This is a genomic window from Citrobacter sp. RHBSTW-00029, assembly GCF_014104295.1.
In the GTDB taxonomy this organism is placed as follows: Bacteria; Pseudomonadota; Gammaproteobacteria; order Enterobacterales; family Enterobacteriaceae; genus Citrobacter; species Citrobacter youngae.
Genome location: NZ_JABXRT010000001.1, coordinates 2,759,969 through 2,779,277 on the forward strand (window position 1 = coordinate 2,759,969; position 19,309 = coordinate 2,779,277).

The 19,309-nt window shown below is 53.4% G+C and carries 18 protein-coding genes and 1 pseudogene; 7 read left to right on the top strand and 12 right to left on the bottom strand.

Annotated features, from left to right (window positions below; translation table 11 throughout):
* Positions 1-594 precede the first annotated feature (594 nt).
* Positions 595-1,878, top strand: coding sequence for a citrate synthase (locus HV041_RS13615; RefSeq protein ID WP_048212256.1), 1,284 nt, complete (start codon positions 595-597; stop codon positions 1,876-1,878).
* Between the two features lie 174 nt (positions 1,879-2,052).
* Positions 2,053-3,099, top strand: coding sequence for an AbrB family transcriptional regulator (locus HV041_RS13620; RefSeq protein WP_121584371.1), 1,047 nt, complete (start codon positions 2,053-2,055; stop codon positions 3,097-3,099).
* On the opposite strand, the gene nei is transcribed toward HV041_RS13620, so the two are convergent.
* Genes nei through ybgI form a run of 8 tightly spaced genes read right to left on the bottom strand, consistent with a single transcriptional unit; the run spans position 3,096 to position 9,389 of the window.
* Positions 3,096-3,887 (bottom strand): endonuclease VIII, encoded by a 792-nt coding sequence (gene nei / locus HV041_RS13625; RefSeq protein WP_121584370.1) that lies wholly within the window; start codon positions 3,885-3,887, stop codon positions 3,096-3,098. The two genes, HV041_RS13620 and nei, sit on opposite strands and share 4 nt — an antisense overlap.
* Positions 3,888-3,901: 14 nt before the next feature.
* Entirely contained in the window at positions 3,902-4,546 is a 645-nt protein-coding gene (gene pcp / locus HV041_RS13630) for a pyroglutamyl-peptidase I (protein WP_115600763.1), read from the bottom strand.
* Between the two features lie 9 nt (positions 4,547-4,555).
* On the bottom strand, positions 4,556-5,551 hold the full coding sequence (locus HV041_RS13635) for a DUF979 domain-containing protein (RefSeq protein WP_048212260.1): 996 nt from the start codon (positions 5,549-5,551) through the stop codon (positions 4,556-4,558).
* On the bottom strand, positions 5,548-6,270 hold the full coding sequence (locus HV041_RS13640) for a DUF969 domain-containing protein (RefSeq protein WP_005122560.1): 723 nt from the start codon (positions 6,268-6,270) through the stop codon (positions 5,548-5,550). The genes HV041_RS13635 and HV041_RS13640 overlap by 4 nt, the downstream gene beginning before the upstream one ends.
* Before the next feature lie 53 nt (positions 6,271-6,323).
* Positions 6,324-7,058 (bottom strand): 5-oxoprolinase subunit PxpA, encoded by a 735-nt coding sequence (pxpA, locus tag HV041_RS13645; protein ID WP_048212262.1) that lies wholly within the window; start codon positions 7,056-7,058, stop codon positions 6,324-6,326.
* Positions 7,048-7,980, bottom strand: a complete 933-nt coding sequence (pxpC, locus tag HV041_RS13650) for a 5-oxoprolinase subunit PxpC (protein WP_061067535.1) — start codon at positions 7,978-7,980, stop codon at positions 7,048-7,050. The genes pxpA and pxpC overlap by 11 nt, the downstream gene beginning before the upstream one ends.
* Positions 7,974-8,630 carry a 5-oxoprolinase subunit PxpB gene (gene pxpB, locus HV041_RS13655; RefSeq protein WP_048212264.1) on the bottom strand — a complete coding sequence of 219 codons (657 nt, stop codon included), beginning with the start codon at positions 8,628-8,630 and terminating at the stop codon, positions 7,974-7,976. The genes pxpC and pxpB overlap by 7 nt, the downstream gene beginning before the upstream one ends.
* A gap of 15 nt (positions 8,631-8,645) precedes the next feature.
* Positions 8,646-9,389, bottom strand: coding sequence for a radiation resistance protein YbgI (ybgI, locus tag HV041_RS13660; protein WP_101742420.1), 744 nt, complete (start codon positions 9,387-9,389; stop codon positions 8,646-8,648).
* Between the two features lie 289 nt (positions 9,390-9,678).
* Between ybgI and dtpD the strand changes: the two genes are divergently transcribed.
* Entirely contained in the window at positions 9,679-11,160 is a 1,482-nt protein-coding gene (gene dtpD, locus HV041_RS13665) for a dipeptide permease DtpD (RefSeq protein ID WP_121584369.1), read from the top strand.
* Positions 11,161-11,212: 52 nt separating this feature from the next.
* On the opposite strand, the pseudogene HV041_RS13670 reads toward dtpD, so the two are convergent.
* From HV041_RS13670 to HV041_RS13685, 4 genes and pseudogenes are all read right to left on the bottom strand, one after another.
* Positions 11,213-12,127 (bottom strand): annotated as a pseudogene (locus tag HV041_RS13670) (Rpn family recombination-promoting nuclease/putative transposase).
* A 160-nt stretch (positions 12,128-12,287) separates the two neighbouring features.
* Complete coding sequence (phrB, locus tag HV041_RS13675) at positions 12,288-13,706, bottom strand: deoxyribodipyrimidine photo-lyase (protein ID WP_048212268.1); 1,419 nt, start codon at positions 13,704-13,706, stop codon at positions 12,288-12,290.
* 18 nt (positions 13,707-13,724) lie between these two features.
* Positions 13,725-14,279, bottom strand: a complete 555-nt coding sequence (locus HV041_RS13680) for a DUF1722 domain-containing protein (protein WP_048212269.1) — start codon at positions 14,277-14,279, stop codon at positions 13,725-13,727.
* Positions 14,280-14,376: 97 nt separating this feature from the next.
* Entirely contained in the window at positions 14,377-14,583 is a 207-nt protein-coding gene (locus HV041_RS13685; RefSeq protein WP_003022870.1) for a YbfA family protein, read from the bottom strand.
* Positions 14,584-14,891: 308 nt separating this feature from the next.
* Between HV041_RS13685 and kdpF the strand changes: the two genes are divergently transcribed.
* From kdpF to kdpC, 4 genes are read left to right on the top strand one after another with little or no spacing between them, the layout of a single operon-like run.
* Positions 14,892-14,981, top strand: coding sequence for a K(+)-transporting ATPase subunit F (gene kdpF / locus HV041_RS13690; RefSeq protein WP_001670793.1), 90 nt, complete (start codon positions 14,892-14,894; stop codon positions 14,979-14,981).
* Positions 14,981-16,660 (top strand): potassium-transporting ATPase subunit KdpA, encoded by a 1,680-nt coding sequence (gene kdpA, locus HV041_RS13695; protein ID WP_121584367.1) that lies wholly within the window; start codon positions 14,981-14,983, stop codon positions 16,658-16,660. The genes kdpF and kdpA overlap by 1 nt, the downstream gene beginning before the upstream one ends.
* A gap of 20 nt (positions 16,661-16,680) precedes the next feature.
* A complete protein-coding gene (kdpB, locus tag HV041_RS13700) occupies positions 16,681-18,729 on the top strand; it encodes a potassium-transporting ATPase subunit KdpB (RefSeq protein ID WP_121584366.1) in 2,049 nt (682 codons plus the stop codon).
* Between the two features lie 8 nt (positions 18,730-18,737).
* On the top strand, positions 18,738-19,304 hold the full coding sequence (gene kdpC, locus HV041_RS13705; RefSeq protein ID WP_048212272.1) for a potassium-transporting ATPase subunit KdpC: 567 nt from the start codon (positions 18,738-18,740) through the stop codon (positions 19,302-19,304).
* Positions 19,305-19,309 lie beyond the last annotated feature (5 nt).

A 19,309-nucleotide genomic window follows, 5' to 3' on the forward strand; every position in this document is an offset into this window, starting at 1 on the left:
CAGCGTCCTTACTATAACTACGCGTCATATAAAACACTGCTTCCAGATGCTAAAACGACACGTTACAACGCTGGTTGGCTCGGGATTGCAGGGTATTCCGGAGACCTGGCGGCAGTATAGGACGTTCACAAAATCATTACAATTAACCTACATATAGTTTGTCGGGTTTTATCCCGAACAGTGACATAGGTCACGATAACAACATTATTTTAATTTTTAATCATCTGATTTGACAATCATTAAACAAAGTTGTTACAAACGACACCAGAAAAAGCATATAATGCGTAAAAGTTATGGGGTCACTCTTTCACCGGAGATTTAGTTATGCAACAGTGTGGAAGTATTGACCAATACCGTCAGGACAGTTATTAGTGATAGACAGGTTTAATAATTCGGATTGCTAAGTTCTTGATTTGCAGTTTATTCGCCATGAAAAAACCGTTTTACCTGCAAGCGCCCATAGCTCTGTACCCAGGTCATCCCCTCTTTCGCAGAGCGGCGAGCCAAATAACAAACTGGTAACGGTTCATTGATGTACGAAGGCAAATGTGAGTTCCGGCAGTCTTAAGCAATAAGGCGCTAAGGAGACCGTAAATGGCTGATACTAAAGCAAAAATCACTCTAAATGGTGACGCTGCTATTGAACTGGATGTGCTGAAAGGTACGCTCGGTCAAGATGTTATTGATATTCGTAGTCTCGGTTCAAAAGGGATGTTCACTTTTGACCCAGGTTTCACCTCTACCGCATCCTGCGAATCCAAAATTACGTTCATCGATGGTGACGAAGGTATTTTGCTGCATCGCGGCTTCCCGATTGACCAGTTGGCGACCGAGTCCAACTATCTGGAAGTGTGTTATATCCTGCTATACGGTGAAAAACCGTCACAGGAAGAGTACGACGAGTTCAAAACCACGGTCACTCGCCATACCATGATCCACGAGCAGATCACTCGTCTGTTCCACGGTTTCCGCCGCGACTCTCACCCGATGGCCGTTATGTGCGGTGTAACCGGGGCGCTGGCTGCGTTCTACCACGATTCGCTGGATGTGAATAATCCGCGTCACCGCGAAATCGCCGCTTTCCGTCTGCTGTCCAAAATGCCGACCATGGCCGCGATGTGCTACAAATACTCCATCGGACAGCCGTTCGTATACCCGCGTAACGACCTCTCCTACGCCGGTAACTTCCTGAACATGATGTTCTCCACGCCGTGCGAAAAATACGAAGTGAATCCGATTCTGGAACGCGCCATGGACCGTATCCTGATCCTGCACGCCGACCACGAACAGAACGCCTCAACATCTACCGTACGTACCGCGGGTTCTTCTGGCGCTAACCCGTTTGCCTGCATCGCTGCCGGTATTGCTTCCCTGTGGGGACCGGCGCACGGCGGCGCAAACGAAGCTGCGCTGAAAATGCTGGAAGAAATCAGCTCCGTTAAACACATTCCGGAATTTGTTCGCCGCGCGAAAGACAAGAATGATTCTTTCCGCCTGATGGGCTTTGGTCACCGTGTTTATAAAAACTATGACCCGCGCGCCACCGTGATGCGTGAAACCTGTCACGAAGTGCTGAAAGAGCTGGGCACCAAAGACGATCTGCTGGAAGTGGCCATGGAGCTTGAGCATATTGCGCTCAACGACCCGTACTTCATCGAGAAGAAACTCTACCCGAACGTCGACTTCTACTCCGGCATCATCCTGAAAGCGATGGGTATTCCGTCTTCTATGTTCACCGTTATCTTCGCCATGGCGCGCACCGTTGGCTGGATTGCGCACTGGAACGAAATGCACACCGATGGCATGAAGATCGCGCGTCCACGTCAGCTGTACACCGGCTACGACAAGCGTGATTTTAAGTCTGATATTAAGCGTTAATTGTCTGCCGGATAGCGTTAGCGCCTGTCCGGCTTACAGCAATCAACTCTCCCAGGCCGGACAAGGCGTTGAAGCCAGAGTCCGGCCTGTTTTTATTGATCCACATTATTTTATTCTCATCACGCTTTCTCTATGATTTACTGAGAATTCCGTCATTTAACTCAGGAGCATGGGATGCCTGTTTTACAGTGGAGCCTGTTGTTTCTGCTATCGCTCCTTCTTTCCCTGTTCTTCCTGTTGATACATCTCCCAGGACCCTTGCTGCTCGGTTCGATGATCGTCGGTATCATTTTCAGTATGCGCGGGATCTCCCTGCACCCTCCCCGCTGCACATTTCTTGCCGCGCAGGCCGTTCTCGGCTGTATGATTGCGCAAAACCTCACAGGATCTATTTTAACCACGCTTGCGGTACACTGGCCGATGGTAATTGTCATCCTGCTGGTAACCCTCATTAGCAGCGCGGTAATCGGCTGGCTGCTGGTTCGCTACAGCAAGCTGCCAGGGAACACCGGCGCGTGGGGTTCATCACCTGGTGGGGCAGCCGCGATGGTTGCGATGGCGCAGGATTATGGCGCTGACATCCGCCTGGTTGCCTTTATGCAGTATCTGCGGGTACTGTTGGTGGTCGGCGCTGCCGCGCTGGTAACCCGATTTGTCATGGGCGATCAGGCACAAACGGTAGGTCAGCAAATCGTCTGGTTTCCACCGCTGAGTATTAATCTGTTGAGCACCATACTGCTGGCCGCAGTTGCCGGTATAGCCGGGCGCTTACTGCGTATTCCCTCTGGCGTCATGTTGCTGCCGATGCTGGCGGGGGCATTGCTGAACGCAGGTGGTGTGATGGTAATCGAACTGCCGGAATGGCTACTGGCGATAGCGTATATGGCCATCGGCTGGCAAATCGGCCTGGGTTTTGACAAGCAGATCTTTTTAATGGCGCTGCGCCCTTTGCCGCAGATCCTGTTGTCCATTTTTTCACTGATGGCGATCTGCGCCGCTATGGCCTGGGGTCTGGCGCATTACATGCAAATCGATTTTCTCACCGCCTATCTGGCGACCAGCCCAGGTGGCGTGGATTCCGTCGCGGTAATTGCCGCAGGCAGCCACGCCGATATGGCGCTAATCATGGCAATGCAAACCCTGCGGCTGTTCAGTATCTTATTGACCGGTCCGGCGGTGGCGCGGTTTATCTCAGCGCATGCGCCAAGACAGCCTACCTAATGCTGGCAGCCCGGACACCAGTAAAACGGTCGCGAGGAAAGTGTCGTTTTCTCGATGATCCCACCACAGCGCTCACAGGCTTCTCCGTCCCGGTGAAAAACCTTAAAGCGAAACAGCGCCCCGTGATGCTTGTTCTCATCCGCCAGCCCACGGGTGTTGTAGGACAGACGAGGAATATCAAGCAGCGCATGCGCCAGTGCATCCAACTGTTCATCGCTAATCTGTGACGCTTTATGTTGCCCGGTCAACCCCACCTGCCAGAGAATTTCTACCCGCAGATAGTTACCTAATCCCGCGAGAAATGCCTGATCCAACAACAGACCGGAAAACTGGCGATTACGAAAACGGGATGAAAGCAGACGTGCTTTAACGTCATCGGGCGTTAAACGTACATCCAGTACGTCAGGCCCAACCCGCTGCAGGAACGGATGGGTGATAAGCTGCTCTGGCGTCAGCATCTCGATATCAGACGCGCTATACAGCAGGATAGTTTTATCCTCTGTTTGCAGCCTGATGCGCAGCACCCGCGTGGTTTGCGGAATGTTGCCGGTATCGACCACTCGCCACACGCCGTAAAGCTGATTGTGGCTGTACAGCGTCAGGCCATTGGAAAAATGGGTCAGCAAGGCTTTCCCCCGCGTTTCAAGCTGGGTAACACTCTGCCCGATGAGTTGGGATTGATACGGTTTTAACTGCTCAAAGGCAAACCAGACATCCGTCAGGGGTTTGCCTTTGACTGCCGCCTCCAGGTTATCCGCCGCGCGGCGGATCTCCGGGCCTTCAGGCATAATACTGTCCTTTGTTAGTGTGTTGCACCGCCCGTCACCGCAATATCGCTGTCCACCTGCAATGCAGTGTCAATGGCAATTTCCAGCGCCCGGCGCACCGTTTCGCTCGCCATACTTGGCGCTCCGGGGTGCGCGGCGGCCTGTTGTGGCAGATAAGGAATATGGATAAAACCGCCCTTCACTGCCGGGGCGTCGCGTAGTTTATGCAGCAGGCCATACATCACGTGGTTACACACGAAAGTGCCAGCGGTCTGGGAAACCGAGGCCGGAATTCCCGCGTTGCGCATCGCCATAACCATCGCTTTGATCGGCAGCGTGCTAAACCATGCTGCCGGGCCCTCGGCGACAATCGGCACATCTACCGGTTGTTGACCTTGATTGTCCGCGATACGCGCATCGTCCACGTTGATCGCCACACGCTCAACGGTAATATCGGTACGACCTCCTGCCTGCCCCACCGCCAGCACCAACGACGGTGACAGCGCGTCAATCGCGGCATTAAGTACGGCCAGAGACTCGCCAAACACACACGGTAGCTGACGCGCAACGACGCGGCACCCGGCGATGATAGCATTGTCGAGCCCGGAGACCACTTCCCAGGAAGGGTTAACTGACTCGCCGCCAAAGGGTTCAAATCCGGTGATTAAGACCGTTTTCATCCTTCCCCCTTACAAGAACATCAGGAAATACATCAGGAACACGTTAACCAGCAACAACAGTATGCCGGTTGGCACCTGCGCTTTAATCACGGCATTTTTATCCGGTAACTCCAGCAGGGCTGCAGGCACGATGTTAAAGTTCGCTGCCATCGGCGTCATTAAGGTTCCGCAATAACCGGAGAACATGCCAATAGCCGCCATCACCGCGGGATTACCACCATGCTGCAACACAAGAATCGGAATACCGATTCCGGCGGTCACAATCGGGAAAGCAGCAAACGCATTGCCCATCACCATGGTCAGCAATGCCATGCCGATGGTGTACACCGCCACGGCGATAAAACGGCTATCTACCGCGAGGTATTCCTGGGTCAGGTATGAAATGCCGCTGCCCACCCCTGCAGCCGTAAACAGCAGCCCGAGCGTCGCCAGAATTTGCGGCAGGATGAACGCCCAACCGATGGAGTCCAGCAGACGACGGGCTTCCTGAATGGGCTGATGGACACGCTCATGGGTCATTTTTATCGCCATTGCCAGACCAATCAGCGAACCTGCGGTCATCGAAAAGAGCGTGACCAGTGTGGCGTGATTCCCTGGCCCAAACAGCGCATCCTGCAAGCCCGGAATATGATTAAACATCAGTACACCGATAACGGTCACCACCGGAATAGCCAGCGCCGGGAAAAACAGGCGATTACCCAGTCGACTGGCGCTTTCTTCACGCTGTTGTTGTGTACGCTGATGGTAGCTGCCCAGCTTCACGCCGCCAAACCCGGCAATCAGCGCCAGGACGACCACCGCAATGCCGACCGCAATATGTACCGTACGTTTGTCGCCAAACAGCGAGTACGTCCAGTCGCCAAGCAGGAACAGCACACCATACAGTCCCCAAAACAGCCCCGTGCTCAGACGGCGTGGGTTCGCTTTGTCCTGCCATGACATCACCGCCACAATCAACAGTACCGCACCCGCCAGCCAGTAGAGATAGCTTTGCTGAAAATTCATTGCGCTGCTCCTTTCGCTGCCGCATTGGCTTTCGCCACCTCACGCTGCAGATAGTTATCCAGACGCCACAAGCGCGTACCGTGGATCAAGAAGGCGCAAATTGCCGTTGGGATCCCCCACAAAGCAATATGCAGTGGCTCGGTCTGGATCCCACCGGACTCCAGCATAAAGTTGTGCATGAAAATGATTGCCCCAAAGGCAACGAAGATGTCTTCACCGAAAAACAGACCAACGTTGTCAGTCGCCGCAGACATTGCACGCAGGCGATAACGCACGGCCCCCGGCAATTCCCCGTGGTTTTTCTCCGCTGCTCCTTCAGCCATCGGGGCTAATAACGGACGTACCATCTGAGGATGCCCACCCAGGCTGGTCAAGCCCAGCGCGGCGGTCGCTTCACGAATAAACAGATAGACAATGAGCAGACGACCACTGGTGGCGCTGCGGATTTTCGCGATCCACGCCTGGGCACGCTCTTTCAGACCGTGACGTTCCAGCAGACCAATGACTGCCAGCGGAATCAGCAGGATAAACGGCAGGTTGCGGGTGTTGAGAAAGCCTTCACCCAGCTTTTCGAGAATAGTGGCGATTGGCATATGCGCTGCCAGCCCGGTGACGATCCCGGCAACGATAACCACCAATACCGGGTTAAAACGTAAAAGAAATCCGACCACGATGACGGCGATACCCGTCAATGGCCAGAGAGAAATAGCCTCTCCCATAGTTAAATCCCTTATGTTGTTGTGTAATATATTATTGTTTTGTATGAATAAACTTACGCGCTAATTTGAATATTGCAGGCATTAAAGGCGCTGCGCAAACGACGGGCAAAAGCGAGTGCGTGCTCACCATCCCCGTGAATGCATACCGTCTGCGCGGTTACGCTTGCCCATGTTCCACTGTGACTTTTTACTCTCCCGGACTGCACCATTTCTAACGTTTGCGCCAGCGCCTGCTCTTCGTCTTCGATCAGTGCACCTGGCTGACTACGCGGAACCAGACTACCATCAGCCTGATACCCCCGATCTGCAAAAACCTCCTGACGCGTCACCAGGCCATAATGTTCTCCGGCACGGATCAACTCACTTCCCGCCAGCCCTACCAGTATCAATGACGGATCGCAGGCATAAACCGCTCTGGCTATCGCATCGGCCAGCACAGGATCTTTTGCGGCCTGGTTATAAAGCATGCCGTGCGGTTTGACATGACGCATCACGCCGCCCTCAGCGCGCGTGATGGTCGCCAGCGCACCAATTTGATACAGCGTTTGCGCATAAACCGTTTCCACAGGCAGGGTCATGGCGCTACGACCAAAATTTTCCCGATCCGGAAAGCTCGGATGCGCGCCTATTGCCACGCCATTTTTTAGCGCTTCGCGCACGCTTAAGAGCATGGTCTGCGCATCACCGGCGTGAAACCCACAGGCAATATTGGCCGATGACACCAGTTGGAGCAGCATCGCGTCGTTCGCACAGCCTTCGCCGAGATCTGCATTCAAATCAATTTTCATCGTTAAGTCGCCATGCTAATTGTTCCAGATAGCGCTGCTGATCGTGACGCGCCTTCAACGCCTCTTCCAGCGAGCACTGAACAAAGTGAATCGGTTGTCCAAGAGGGATCTGCGCAAGGTGATACATATCCGCCTCGATGATACAGGCGATACGCGGATATCCGCCCGTGGTCTGGGCATCGTTCATCAGTACAATTGGCTGCCCGTTATGCGGGACCTGTACCACGCCGGGGAGCAAACCGTGTGACAACATCTCGCGGTCTGTCGCGCGTGTCAGTGGCTGCCCCTGCAGGCGATACCCCATACGGTTACTCTGTGGGCTCAGTCGCCACGGCGATCGCCAGAACGATGCCTGCGATGCCTCGTCAAATTCCTGATATTCAGGTCCGGGCAGCGCACGAATGTGGTTGCCCCACATCAACTGTTTTACCCCTTGTGGGCCATTGAATTGTCGTGTTGAAACGCCAATCGCCAACTTATCGCCATCACGTAACAAACGTCCTTCAAACCCGCCAATACCAACTTTCAAATCGGTACTGCGCGATCCCATAACGTCGGGAACATCAATACCGCCCGCCACCGCCAGGTAGCTGCGCATACCATGATGCGGGTGTTTTAATGACAGGCGTTGTCCGGCTTTAACCGGCAACCGCCAACCGCTCCATACCGGAGTACGATCCAAATGCGCTTCGCATCCCGCGCCGGTCAAGGCAAACCAACCATCCGCGTCAAACTCCACCACCAACTGACCCAACGTGACTTCCAGCGCGGCAGCATTCGCATCATTTCCTACCAGCAGATTAGCGACGTTCAATGCCGGTTTGTCCAACGCGCCGCAGTGACTTATCCCTGACTGACGAAAGCCATGACGCCCCCCATCCTGTACGGAGGTGTACAGGCCAGCACGAATGATGTTTAACATACGCCCTCCTTCTGCGGGACAAAACGTACAGTATCTCCAGCCCGTAACAGAATCGGCTCCTCGCGCTGCGGATCAAAAAGCTTAACGGCGGTACGTCCTATCAGTTGCCACCCGCCGGGCGTTGCAATCGGGTAGATACCGGTTTGTGACCCGCCGATCCCCACCGCCCCTGCCGGAACAAGTAAGCGCGGTTCGGCTCGTCTTGGTGTATGCAATGGTTCCGGTAAGCTCCCAAGATAGGGAAATCCCGGCTGAAACCCTAAAAACCAGACGACATAATCAACTGACGCATGCAATTCAACGACCTGCTTGTCGCTCAAACCACTGTGCCGGGCGACTTCGGCCAGATCGGGCCCGTATTCGCCACCATAGATAACGGGGATTTCGACAAAGCGCGAATCCGGCTCCATCGCCTCGCTCTCTTCCCACCAACGTTGCAGGCGTTCAATGGCATCCAGCGCCAGCGTCTGCGGGGAATTCAGGATCACCGTGATATTGTTCATCCCCGGAATGGCTTCAAGTACATTCGGAGCATCAGCCAGACGCTGGGCCAGACGCCAGATGCGTTTCTGAGTTGCCAGCGTAATCGGCGGTTCCAGCTCCAGAACCACCGCGGTTTCACCTAACAGATAACAACGTGCTCGCTGCACTTTCGTCCCTCTTTATCAGGCTGGGTTAGGGATGTCGACGAACGTCACATCCAGATCGGTATTTTCATTCAGCCATTCGCTCAATGCACGAATACCGCCGCGTTCGGTAGCATGGTGACCGGCAGCATAGAAATGCAGTCCCTGCTCGCGGGCAGAGTGAATGGTTTGTTCAGAAACTTCCCCGGTAATAAAGGCATCAACACCAAAGCGGGCTGCGCTATCAATGAAACTTTGACCGCCCCCGGTACACCAGGCAACACGCTGAACGTTTTCAGGCCCGGTATCACCGCACCATAACGGTTTACGTCCCAGACGCGCTTCAATCCAGGATGCCAGTTCCAGCCCAGGAACCGGCATGGAGAGTTCCCCCCACGGTACCAGAGGCTCTATCTCCCCCATCACCGTGATCCCCAATAGCGCGGCCAGCTGTGCGTTATTCCCCAGTTCGGGGTGGGCATCCAACGGCAGATGCCAGCCATACAGGTTGATGTCATTTTCCAGCAGCGTTTTCAGACGCCGGCGCTTCATGCCACGAATAACCGGAGATTCGCCTTTCCAGAAATAACCATGATGAACGATGACCGCATCGGCCCCAAGGCGAACAGCCTCATCCAGTAATGCCTGGCTTGCGGTTACGCCGGTCACGATTTTTTGCACCGTTTCTTTGCCCTCAACCTGCAAACCATTCGGTGCATAGTCGCTTATGGCTGCGCTGTTCAGCTTGTCGTTAATCAGTTGTTCCAGCTCGGTGTTTTTCATCATCGTCCTCGTTGTCATAAATTCTGCCTGCCCAATCAGCAACACAGCTTCAGTTAAAATAGCGTCCTCATCTCCGTTCGTCGATAGCCATTTCGCTGACACATCAAGAAACAATCACGCGGCCTGTAAACGTAAATTGCTTACCACCATGAGATTTTATTCATGTATATTTATGCAATCAGACAGCATATTGCAAAAATAATCAGATCTGTATCAAAGTTACAACTTTAAGGAAACACACTCACACGGCACATTCCTCCCGTCGTGAGGCATTTACTTCGAGAAAATAATGAATAAACAAGCATCTCAGCCGCGCGCGATTTATTACGTCGTCGCGCTGCAAATTTGGGAATACTTCAGTTTTTATGGCATGCGTGCACTGCTGATCCTGTATCTCACTAACCAGCTTAAGTACAACGATAATCATGCGTATGAACTGTTCAGTGCTTACTGTTCGCTGGTGTATGTCACGCCTATTCTCGGGGGATACCTGGCGGATAAAGTGCTCGGTAACCGCATGGCGGTAATGATTGGCGCATTTTTGATGGCAGTAGGACATCTGGTCCTGGGCGCCAGTGAAATGGCTCCGGCGTTTCTCTATTTATCTCTGGCCATTATTGTCTGTGGCTACGGTTTGTTTAAATCCAACATCAGTTGCCTGCTGGGTGAATTGTATAAACCAGAAGATCCGCGCCGTGACGGCGGGTTCTCTCTGCTCTATGCCGCCGGAAACATTGGTTCAATTATTGCCCCTATCGCCTGCGGCTATGTGCAGGAAGAGTACAGTTGGGCAATGGGCTTTGCGCTGGCCGCTATCGGTATGCTGGCCGGGCTGGTCATTTTCTTATGCGGGAATCGTCATTTCGCTCACACCACCGGCGTCAACAAAGCCGTGCTGTGTGCCAAATCGCTCATTCTGCCGAACTGGGCCTGGCTGCTGGTTCTGCTGGTCGCCGCACCGCTTTTAATTACCGTCCTGTTCTGGAAAGAGTGGTCCGTGTACGCGCTGATTGTCGCCACCGTCATTGGTTTGGCTGTTCTGGCAAAAATTTACCGTCAGGCACAAACGCAGAAACAGCGTAAAGAGCTGGGGCTTATCGTCACGCTGACCTTCTTCAGCTTGTTGTTCTGGGCCTTTGCACAGCAGGGTGGTAGCTCCATCAGCTTGTATATCGACCGCTTTGTTAATCGCGACGTGATGGGATATTCAGTCCCTACTGCTATGTTCCAGTCGGTAAACGCCTTCGCCGTCATGTTGTGCGGCATCGTGCTGGCCTGGGTGGTCAAAGAAAGCGTGAGTGGCAATCGTACCGTTCGTATCTGGGGTAAGTTTGCTCTCGGTCTGGGGTTAATGAGTGCTGGTTTCTGTATTCTGACCTTAAGCGCCCGCTGGTCCGCGGCATATGGGCACTCCTCCATGCCGCTGATGGTTTTAGGGCTGGCCGTTATGGGATTCGCCGAGCTGTTTATCGACCCTGTCGCCATGTCACAAATTACACGCATTGAGATCCCAGGGGTAACCGGCGTATTAACCGGTATCTATATGCTGCTTTCCGGGGCCATTGCCAACTACCTGGCAGGCGTGATTGCTGACCAGACATCACAGGGCGCGTTTGATGCTTCCGGTGCCATCAACTATTCCATCAACGCCTATATTGATGTCTTTAGCGAAATTACCTGGGGCGCGCTGGCCTGTGTGGCGCTGGTGCTGTTGATTTGGTTATATCAATCACTCAAATTTAAAAACCGTCCTCTCGCGGTAAAGTCCTGAGTTTACGGGCCCGACGATGTAATATCACTCGGGCCCGTTATTTATCAGCAGGTTACGAATTCTTTGCCGCTAAATCCTCTTCAGACAGACCTGTAACCAGTAACACCATTTCGCGATCTATTCCCTGCGCCAGCATAGTTTGCGCTATACGCAATGCGGCTTCGTGTTTACCTTATTGTAACCCCTGTTGTAATCCTTCCTGTAATCCATCTAACCGTAACCGTTCTGCAATAGTCATCAGCCGCTCCTTGTGTTGGGGGATCCGTTGCGCCATCTCTTGCAAAAACTCATTGAAGCGAGATTCATCACCGGATTGCAGAATGTAATTAAACATCGCCTGGAGCTGTGTGTCATTAGCACATCCAGTAAGGATCAGTGAGGCCAGCTGTTCTACCAACCCTATCAAATCCCGCTGGCGGATATGCTTTTGCATCAGTTCCAACAACGCCATTCGCCTGTGCTCCATGATTTCGTCATCCGGCACCACCGTGATATCCACCAGCGGAAATGTGTTGGCATAAAGTTGCCGGGCCGCCACAGGATCGGCGAACGCATCCAACCAGCATAGTGAATACGGGTACGGGCTTCGACAGCCATGATAAAACAGCATCGGTATCACCAGCGGCAGTTCCTTGTGCCCTGCGTCCAGATGGCGCTGCATCGCCGCCAGCGCATAACGCAACAGACGAAAAGCCATATGTGGCTCGGCTGAACTTTGATGCTCTATCACCACATAGACATAACCGTCACCGTTGCGTGTGTGCAAAGACCAGAGCACGTCGGAGTAGCGCGAACGTAAATCCGCTTCAATAAAGCTTTCTGACTCCAGTTGCAGCGAATTCAAATCGCAAAGCATCCGCAGTTCAGCTGGCAGGTGAATGTCGAGAAAATCTCGTGCAGTTTCGGGATGATGTAAAAACGTTTTAAACACCGCATCATGCGGGGTGGAGGTCGTTGGCGTTGTCATTAATTTCCGTCATTTTCATTCAGATGACGGAAATTTACTGCTGAGAGAAAACTTGTGCAGCAGGGTATTCACGGTACTGAGCGCACGCTTCAGCGCTAAAATCACCCGACTGCAACATGTTCATTCTGTTGGAAGGTATTACGCAAAATCCACCATGCCTTTACCCTTTATGCGCCGCCTCATAGGCTGCCAGCGTGGCTAACCTTGCCTGCTTATGATCGACAATCGGACGAGGATAGTTGAGTGTCACCTGCATTTTCTCCGCCCACGGCCACGGTTCGTGAATGGCTTTTCCCGGTACATCGCGTAATTCCGGTACCCATTGGCGGATAAAATCACCGTCACGGTCGAATTTCTCCCCCTGCGTGGTGGGGTTAAAAATACGGAAATACGGCGCAGCATCCGTTCCGGTAGAAGCAGCCCACTGCCAGCCACCATTATTCGCCGCCAGATCACCGTCGATCAGCTGTGACATAAAATACTGCTCGCCTTTTCGCCAGTCGATCAGCAGGTCTTTCACCAAAAAGCTAGCCGCGATCATGCGTAAACGATTATGCATCCACCCTGTGCCGTTAAGCTGGCGCATCGCCGCATCTACGATTGGATACCCTGTATTTCCCGTCTGCCATGCCTGAAGATGCGTCACGCTATTTTGCCATTGCACACGATCAGTCCAGCGAATAAAGGGCTGATGCCGACACAGTGCAGGATAGTACGTCAGTAGATGGCGGTAAAATTCGCGCCAGATGAGCTCGTTTAGCCAAACGCTCCCGGCGCCTCCCTCTAGCGCCTGCGGTTGCTCGACTAACAAACGGTGCAGACACTGGCGCGGTGATAACCCACCGGTGGCAAGGCTTGCCGACAACCGGCTGGTGCCTTCATTTGCCGGGAAATCACGTTGTTGCTCATATTCTGCCGCGCCCTGCTGGCAAAACTGACGTAATTGCGCGATAACCGATTTTTCTTCTACAGGGAAAAGCGCCACATCAAAATCCTGCTGTGGATAATTGAGCGTAATTGGCGTTGATGGGGGGGGAATTGCGCCGCTTTCGCGGGCTTTTGGTGCCGCAACACACTCCGGGATACTGTCTTTTAACCGCTTCAGCCAGGCATTTTTAAACGGTGTAAAGACTTTATACATCTCATGATTCCCGGTCATTACCGCGCCCGGTGCCAGGATTACGCTATCGTCAAAACCCTCACAGACCACCTGCGATAATGATTTTTCAACCTGAGCATCGCGCTGGCGTTCGTTGATTTCGTACTGATAGTTATAAAACAGTCGGCTAACGTCATGCTGTGCGCAGACATTTTTGACTATCTCTACGCTGGCTGTGAAATCCCCGACGTCATAAACCAGCAGCGGGATGCCTTTTTCTGCCAGCGCCGTTTGCAGCGCATTCAACTGCTTGCCGACAAACGCCGCCTGACGCGGTGACATATCATGCGCTTTCCACTGTGCGGGCGTGGCAATATATAACGCCAATACCCGTGCCGAACGATCCCGACATGCCGCTGCCAGCGCAAGATTGTCATGCAAACGTAAATCTCGCCGAAACCAGACCAGATGAGTGGTCATAAAACTCCCAAATAAAAATTAAGCTTTGCCGTGTAAACGCAGAATCGCAGGCCAGAGTTCAAAGTAACGTTGCCCGGACAACCAGCTGTTCGGGTGCTCCGTCATATAGTGTTGGAGGAGCATCAATGGCGCAAGCAGCGGCTGCATCTCACGTCGATAGTTATCGATTATTGAGGTCAGTTCCTGACGTTGACGAAGATTGAGCTGGTTACGGAAATAGCCCTGCACATGCATCAGGACATTGGTATGGTTGCGTCGGGTCGCGTTATTAAACAACAGATGAATCAACCGTAAACGGTACTCCGTATAAAAAGCATCGAGGCTTGCCCATTCGTGGATTGCGGCAACAAAAGGGCCGAGCTCACGATACTCCGGTTGGGAGTGTGCCAGTAACACCAGCTTGTAACGGGTGTGAAAATCAATCAATGCGCCACGTGATAATCCGCTCTGGCGCAGTCGGTGCAATTCATGCAAGGCATAAATACGTACCAGCGTATTCTCGTCAAACAGAAATTTATCGTTCGCTTCTGCGGTCAGACAGGCGCGGACACCAACAGGAACTCTCTTGCTCATCGCCACTCCTTATCCGTTACACAGGTAAGTGTAGACTGCGACGTATAAAAAAACCGCCACATTGCTGTTGGCGGTTTTTTTGAGCCTGAACGGTAACTTAGTAGAAATCGCAGGTGGCTTTTTCAGCCTGCTCCATCCACACCGGCTTATCACTGGTTTTCGACCAGACGCGATGCAGGTAGCTGTAAAAACGGGCACGGTCTTTCCAGAACAGCATGACCGGCAGCGCCAGAACACCAGCCACTACGGCAAAGGTACGGCGCAAGAAAACAATGTGTGCTGGATATTCTTTATAAAAGTCCATAATCCTCTCCCATATATCTGTTCGGTGAATCGCACCGGAAAAATAAACTTGGTTAACTGATGAAAATAATACCGCCTTGTGTGTAATTTTGCTACTCATCCGACCACTTATTTTTATCTATTGATGCTCCGTTTAACCTAAATTCGTAATTAAGTTACATAAAGGTTAAATAAATACTAATCATTAGTTAAATAATGGTCTTTGCCATTTTTATACTTTTTTTACACCCCGCCCGCAGATTTTTGCGAAATCTTTGCAACCAAAAACCTACGCTCTGGTTATCACATTTATGCCACTGGAGGTGCACTGTGAGTGCAGGCGTGATAACCGGCATTGTGCTGGTCTTTTTGTTACTGGGTTATCTGGTGTATGCCTTGATTAATGCGGAGGCGTTCTGATGGCAGCGCAAGGATTTTTACTCATCGCCAGTTTCCTGCTGGTGCTGTTTGTTATCGCCAGGCCGCTGGGCTTTGGGCTGGCACGTCTTATCAACAACACATCCTTACCCGGTCTTGCAGGCGTTGAGCGTGTGCTGTGGCGTGGGCTGGGTATTTCGCAGCAGGAAATGACCTGGCTGCACTATTTGCTGGCGATCCTCGCACTGAATATCCTCGGTCTGCTGATACTGTTTGCGATGTTGATGGCACAAAACCTGTTGCCGCTGAATCCGCAACAGTTGCCAGGGCTATCGTGGGATCTCGCGCTCAATACCGCTGTTAGTTTTGTGACCAATACCAACTGGCAGTCCTATGCAGGCGAAACCACTTTAAGCTACTTCAGCCAAATGGCCGGCCTGACCGTGCAGAATTTCCTGTCTGCGGCGACAGGTATTGCGGTGATCTTTGCCCTGGCTCGCGCCTTTACGCGCCAGAGTATGAACACGCTGGGGAATGCCTGGGTAGATCTGGTCCGCATTACGCTGTGGATATTACTGCCGATTTCTCTGCTCATCGCGCTGTTTTTCATCCAGCAAGGTGCGCTGCAAAACCTGTTGCCTTATCAGGCGATCACCACGCTTGAAGGGGCAAAACAACTGCTGCCGATGGGACCTGTCGCCTCACAAGAGGCCATTAAGATGCTCGGTACCAACGGCGGCGGCTTTTTTAATGCCAACTCCTCACATCCGTTTGAAAACCCAACCGCGCTGACCAACATGGTACAGATGCTGGCTATCTTTTTAATTCCCGCGGCGCTGTGTTTCGCCTTCGGCGACGTCGTGGGCGATCGCCGACAGGGACGCACTCTACTGTGGGCTATGTCGCTTATTTTTGTCGTTTGCGTGGCGGTTGTGATGTGGGCCGAACTGCAGGGTAACCCGCATCTGATGGCGTTTGGCGCAGATAGCAATATCAACATGGAAGGTAAAGAGAGCCGCTTTGGCGTGCTGGTCAGTAGCCTGTTTGCGGTCGTCACGACGGCCGCATCCTGTGGCGCAGTCATTGCTATGCACGACTCCTTCACTGCGCTGGGCGGCATGGTACCGATGTGGTTGATGCAGATTGGCGAAGTGGTGTTCGGCGGCGTGGGGTCTGGGCTGTACGGCATGCTGCTGTTCGTGCTGCTGGCGGTATTTATCGCCGGGTTAATGATTGGCCGCACACCAGAGTATCTGGGTAAAAAAATCGATGTCCGTGAAATGAAAATGACCGCGCTGGCGATTCTGGTTACCCCTGCGCTGGTTCTGCTTGGGACAGCGATAGCCATGATGAGCGATGCCGGGCGTAGCGCCATGCTCAATCCCGGGCCGCATGGTTTTAGCGAAGTGCTGTATGCCGTGTCGTCCGCCTCGAACAACAACGGTAGCGCCTTCGCCGGGTTAAGCGCCAACAGCCCGTTCTGGAACTGCCTGCTGGCCTTATGCATGTTCTTCGGCCGCTTCGGCGTCATTATCCCGGTGATGGCGATTGCCGGTTCACTTGTTGGTAAAAAGAGCCAGCCAGCAAGTCCCGGCACGCTACCTACCCACGGTGCGCTGTTTGTTGGGTTGTTGATCGGTACCGTGTTGCTGGTTGGCGCCCTCACCTTTGTTCCTGCGCTGGCGCTTGGCCCGGTAGCAGAATACCTCTCTTTACGTTGAGTGATGCGGAGCACATGACTATGAGTCGCAAGCAACTGGCGCTGTTCGAACCTTCTCTGGTCGCACAAGCGCTGATGGACGCCGTGAAAAAATTAAGTCCACATACTCAGTGGCGTAACCCGGTGATGTTTATCGTCTGGCTGGGCAGCCTGCTGACCACCCTGTTAACGGTGGCGATGGCGACAGGCCATATATCAGGTAATCCACTGTTTACCGGCGCGATAAGCCTCTGGCTGTGGGTGACTGTTCTGTTCGCTAACTTTGCGGAAGCGCTGGCTGAAGGGCGTAGTAAAGCGCAGGCCAACAGCCTGAAAGGGGTTAAAAAAACCGCCTTTGCCCGCAAACTTCGTGAACCGAAATATGGTGCGCAAATGGATCACGTGCCAGCCGAAGAGTTACGTAAAGGGGATATCGTGCTGGTGGAAGCTGGCGATATTATCCCGTGTGACGGCGAAGTTATCGAAGGCGGCGCGTCGGTAGATGAAAGCGCCATTACCGGTGAATCCGCGCCTGTAATCCGTGAATCCGGCGGCGATTTTGCCTCCGTCACTGGCGGGACACGCATTCTCTCGGACTGGCTGGTGATCGCGTGTAGCGTCAACCCCGGAGAAACATTCCTCGACCGAATGATTGCCATGGTCGAAGGCGCACAGCGGCGTAAAACGCCCAATGAAATCGCGCTGACGATCCTGCTGATTGCCCTGACTATCGTCTTTCTGCTGGCAACCGCCACGTTGTGGCCGTTCTCTGCCTGGGGCGGCAGTGCAGTCAGCATCACGGTGCTGGTTGCCCTGTTGGTCTGTCTGATCCCCACCACGATCGGTGGTCTGCTCTCCGCGATTGGCGTCGCCGGGATGAGTCGCATGTTGGGTGCGAACGTCATTGCCACCAGCGGACGTGCAGTAGAAGCGGCTGGTGATGTGGACGTACTGCTGCTGGATAAAACCGGCACCATCACGCTGGGTAACCGTCAGGCTTCTGATTTTCTGCCCGCCCACGGCGTGGACGAAAAAACGCTGGCCGATGCCGCGCAGCTTTCATCACTGGCCGATGAAACACCGGAAGGTCGCAGCATCGTTGTCCTGGCTAAACAGCGCTTTAACCTGCGTATTCGTGACGTACAGTCGCTCCATGCCACCTTTGTGCCGTTTACCGCGCAGAGTCGGATGAGCGGTATCAACATCGACAACCGGATGATCCGCAAAGGCTCGGTTGATGCCATTCGTCGTCACGTCGAAGCTAACGGCGGCCACTTCCCTGCCGATGTGGAGCAGAAGGTCGAAAACGTTGCTCGCCTTGGCGCAACGCCGCTGGTGGTGGCCGAAGGCTCCCACGTACTGGGTGTGATTGCCCTGAAAGATATCGTAAAAGGTGGGATTAAAGAACGGTTTGCCCAACTGCGCAAAATGGGCATCAAAACAGTGATGATCACCGGCGATAACCGTCTGACTGCTGCAGCAATCGCCGCAGAGGCCGGTGTGGATGACTTCTTAGCCGAAGCCACACCGGAAGCCAAGCTGGCGCTAATTCGTCAGTATCAGGCAGAAGGTCGTCTGGTGGCGATGACCGGAGACGGAACTAACGACGCTCCAGCCCTTGCGCAGGCCGATGTTGCCGTTGCCATGAACTCCGGAACCCAGGCAGCGAAAGAAGCGGGCAATATGGTGGATCTCGACTCCAACCCCACCAAACTGATTGAAGTGGTGCACATTGGTAAACAGATGCTGATGACGCGTGGGTCGCTGACCACCTTTAGTATCGCCAACGACGTTGCGAAATATTTCGCCATCATCCCGGCTGCGTTCGCCGCAACTTACCCGCAGCTTAACGCACTGAACGTCATGCGACTGCATTCGCCGGATTCGGCGATCCTCAGCGCCGTCATCTTCAATGCGCTGGTCATCGTCTTCCTGATCCCACTGGCGCTGAAAGGCGTGAGCTATAAGCCGTTATCCGCTTCCGCGATGCTGCGCCGCAATTTGTGGATCTATGGTCTGGGTGGTCTGGTTGTGCCGTTTATCGGTATCAAAGTAATTGATTTACTGCTGACCCTGCTGGGTCTGGTGTGAGGTTTCAGATGAGTGGATTACGTCCTGCATTATCAACATTGCTTTTCCTGATGCTTATCACCGGCGGTGTTTATCCGCTGCTGACCACCGCGCTGGGGCAGTGGTGGTTCCCCCACCAGGCTAACGGTTCGCTTCTGCGTGAGGGTCAGATAATTCGCGGTTCTGCACTGATCGGGCAAAATTTTACCGCCGCGGGTTATTTTCATGGACGCCCCTCAGCCACAGCGGAAATGCCCTATAATCCAATGGCTTCAGGCGGCAGTAATCTGGCAGCCAGCAACCCGGAACTGGATAAACAGCTGCAAAGCCGGATTACCGCGCTGCGTGCCGCCAACCCGCAGGCAAATCCTGCCGTTCCGGTAGAGCTGGTAACAGCTTCCGCCAGCGGGCTGGATAACAACCTGACGCCAGCTGCGGTGGCCTGGCAAATCCCCCGCGTGGCGCAGGCTCGCAACCTCAGCGTTGAAGAGGTCACGCGCCTGGTTGCACAATACACGCAAAAGCCACTGGTCAGTTTTATCGGCCAGCCGGTAGTTAACCTGGTAGAACTTAATTTAGCGCTGGATAAGCACTGAGAAAA

Bases quoted from the DNA above. Each gene is read 5' to 3' on its own strand.
- HV041_RS13615 (WP_048212256.1), top strand. From the start codon at position 595: ATGGCTGATACTAAAGCAAAAATCACTCTAAATGGTGACGCTGCTATT.
- HV041_RS13620 (WP_121584371.1), top strand. From the start codon at position 2,053: ATGCCTGTTTTACAGTGGAGCCTGTTGTTTCTGCTATCGCTCCTTCTT.
- nei (WP_121584370.1), bottom strand. From the start codon at position 3,887: ATGCCTGAAGGCCCGGAGATCCGCCGCGCGGCGGATAACCTGGAGGCG.
- pcp (WP_115600763.1), bottom strand. From the start codon at position 4,546: ATGAAAACGGTCTTAATCACCGGATTTGAACCCTTTGGCGGCGAGTCA.
- HV041_RS13635 (WP_048212260.1), bottom strand. From the start codon at position 5,551: ATGAATTTTCAGCAAAGCTATCTCTACTGGCTGGCGGGTGCGGTACTG.
- HV041_RS13640 (WP_005122560.1), bottom strand. From the start codon at position 6,270: ATGGGAGAGGCTATTTCTCTCTGGCCATTGACGGGTATCGCCGTCATC.
- pxpA (WP_048212262.1), bottom strand. From the start codon at position 7,058: ATGAAAATTGATTTGAATGCAGATCTCGGCGAAGGCTGTGCGAACGAC.
- pxpC (WP_061067535.1), bottom strand. From the start codon at position 7,980: ATGTTAAACATCATTCGTGCTGGCCTGTACACCTCCGTACAGGATGGG.
- ybgI (WP_101742420.1), bottom strand. From the start codon at position 9,389: ATGAAAAACACCGAGCTGGAACAACTGATTAACGACAAGCTGAACAGC.
- dtpD (WP_121584369.1), top strand. From the start codon at position 9,679: ATGAATAAACAAGCATCTCAGCCGCGCGCGATTTATTACGTCGTCGCG.
- phrB (WP_048212268.1), bottom strand. From the start codon at position 13,706: ATGACCACTCATCTGGTCTGGTTTCGGCGAGATTTACGTTTGCATGAC.
- HV041_RS13680 (WP_048212269.1), bottom strand. From the start codon at position 14,279: ATGAGCAAGAGAGTTCCTGTTGGTGTCCGCGCCTGTCTGACCGCAGAA.
- HV041_RS13685 (WP_003022870.1), bottom strand. From the start codon at position 14,583: ATGGACTTTTATAAAGAATATCCAGCACACATTGTTTTCTTGCGCCGT.
- kdpA (WP_121584367.1), top strand. From the start codon at position 14,981: ATGGCAGCGCAAGGATTTTTACTCATCGCCAGTTTCCTGCTGGTGCTG.
- kdpB (WP_121584366.1), top strand. From the start codon at position 16,681: ATGAGTCGCAAGCAACTGGCGCTGTTCGAACCTTCTCTGGTCGCACAA.
- kdpC (WP_048212272.1), top strand. From the start codon at position 18,738: ATGAGTGGATTACGTCCTGCATTATCAACATTGCTTTTCCTGATGCTT.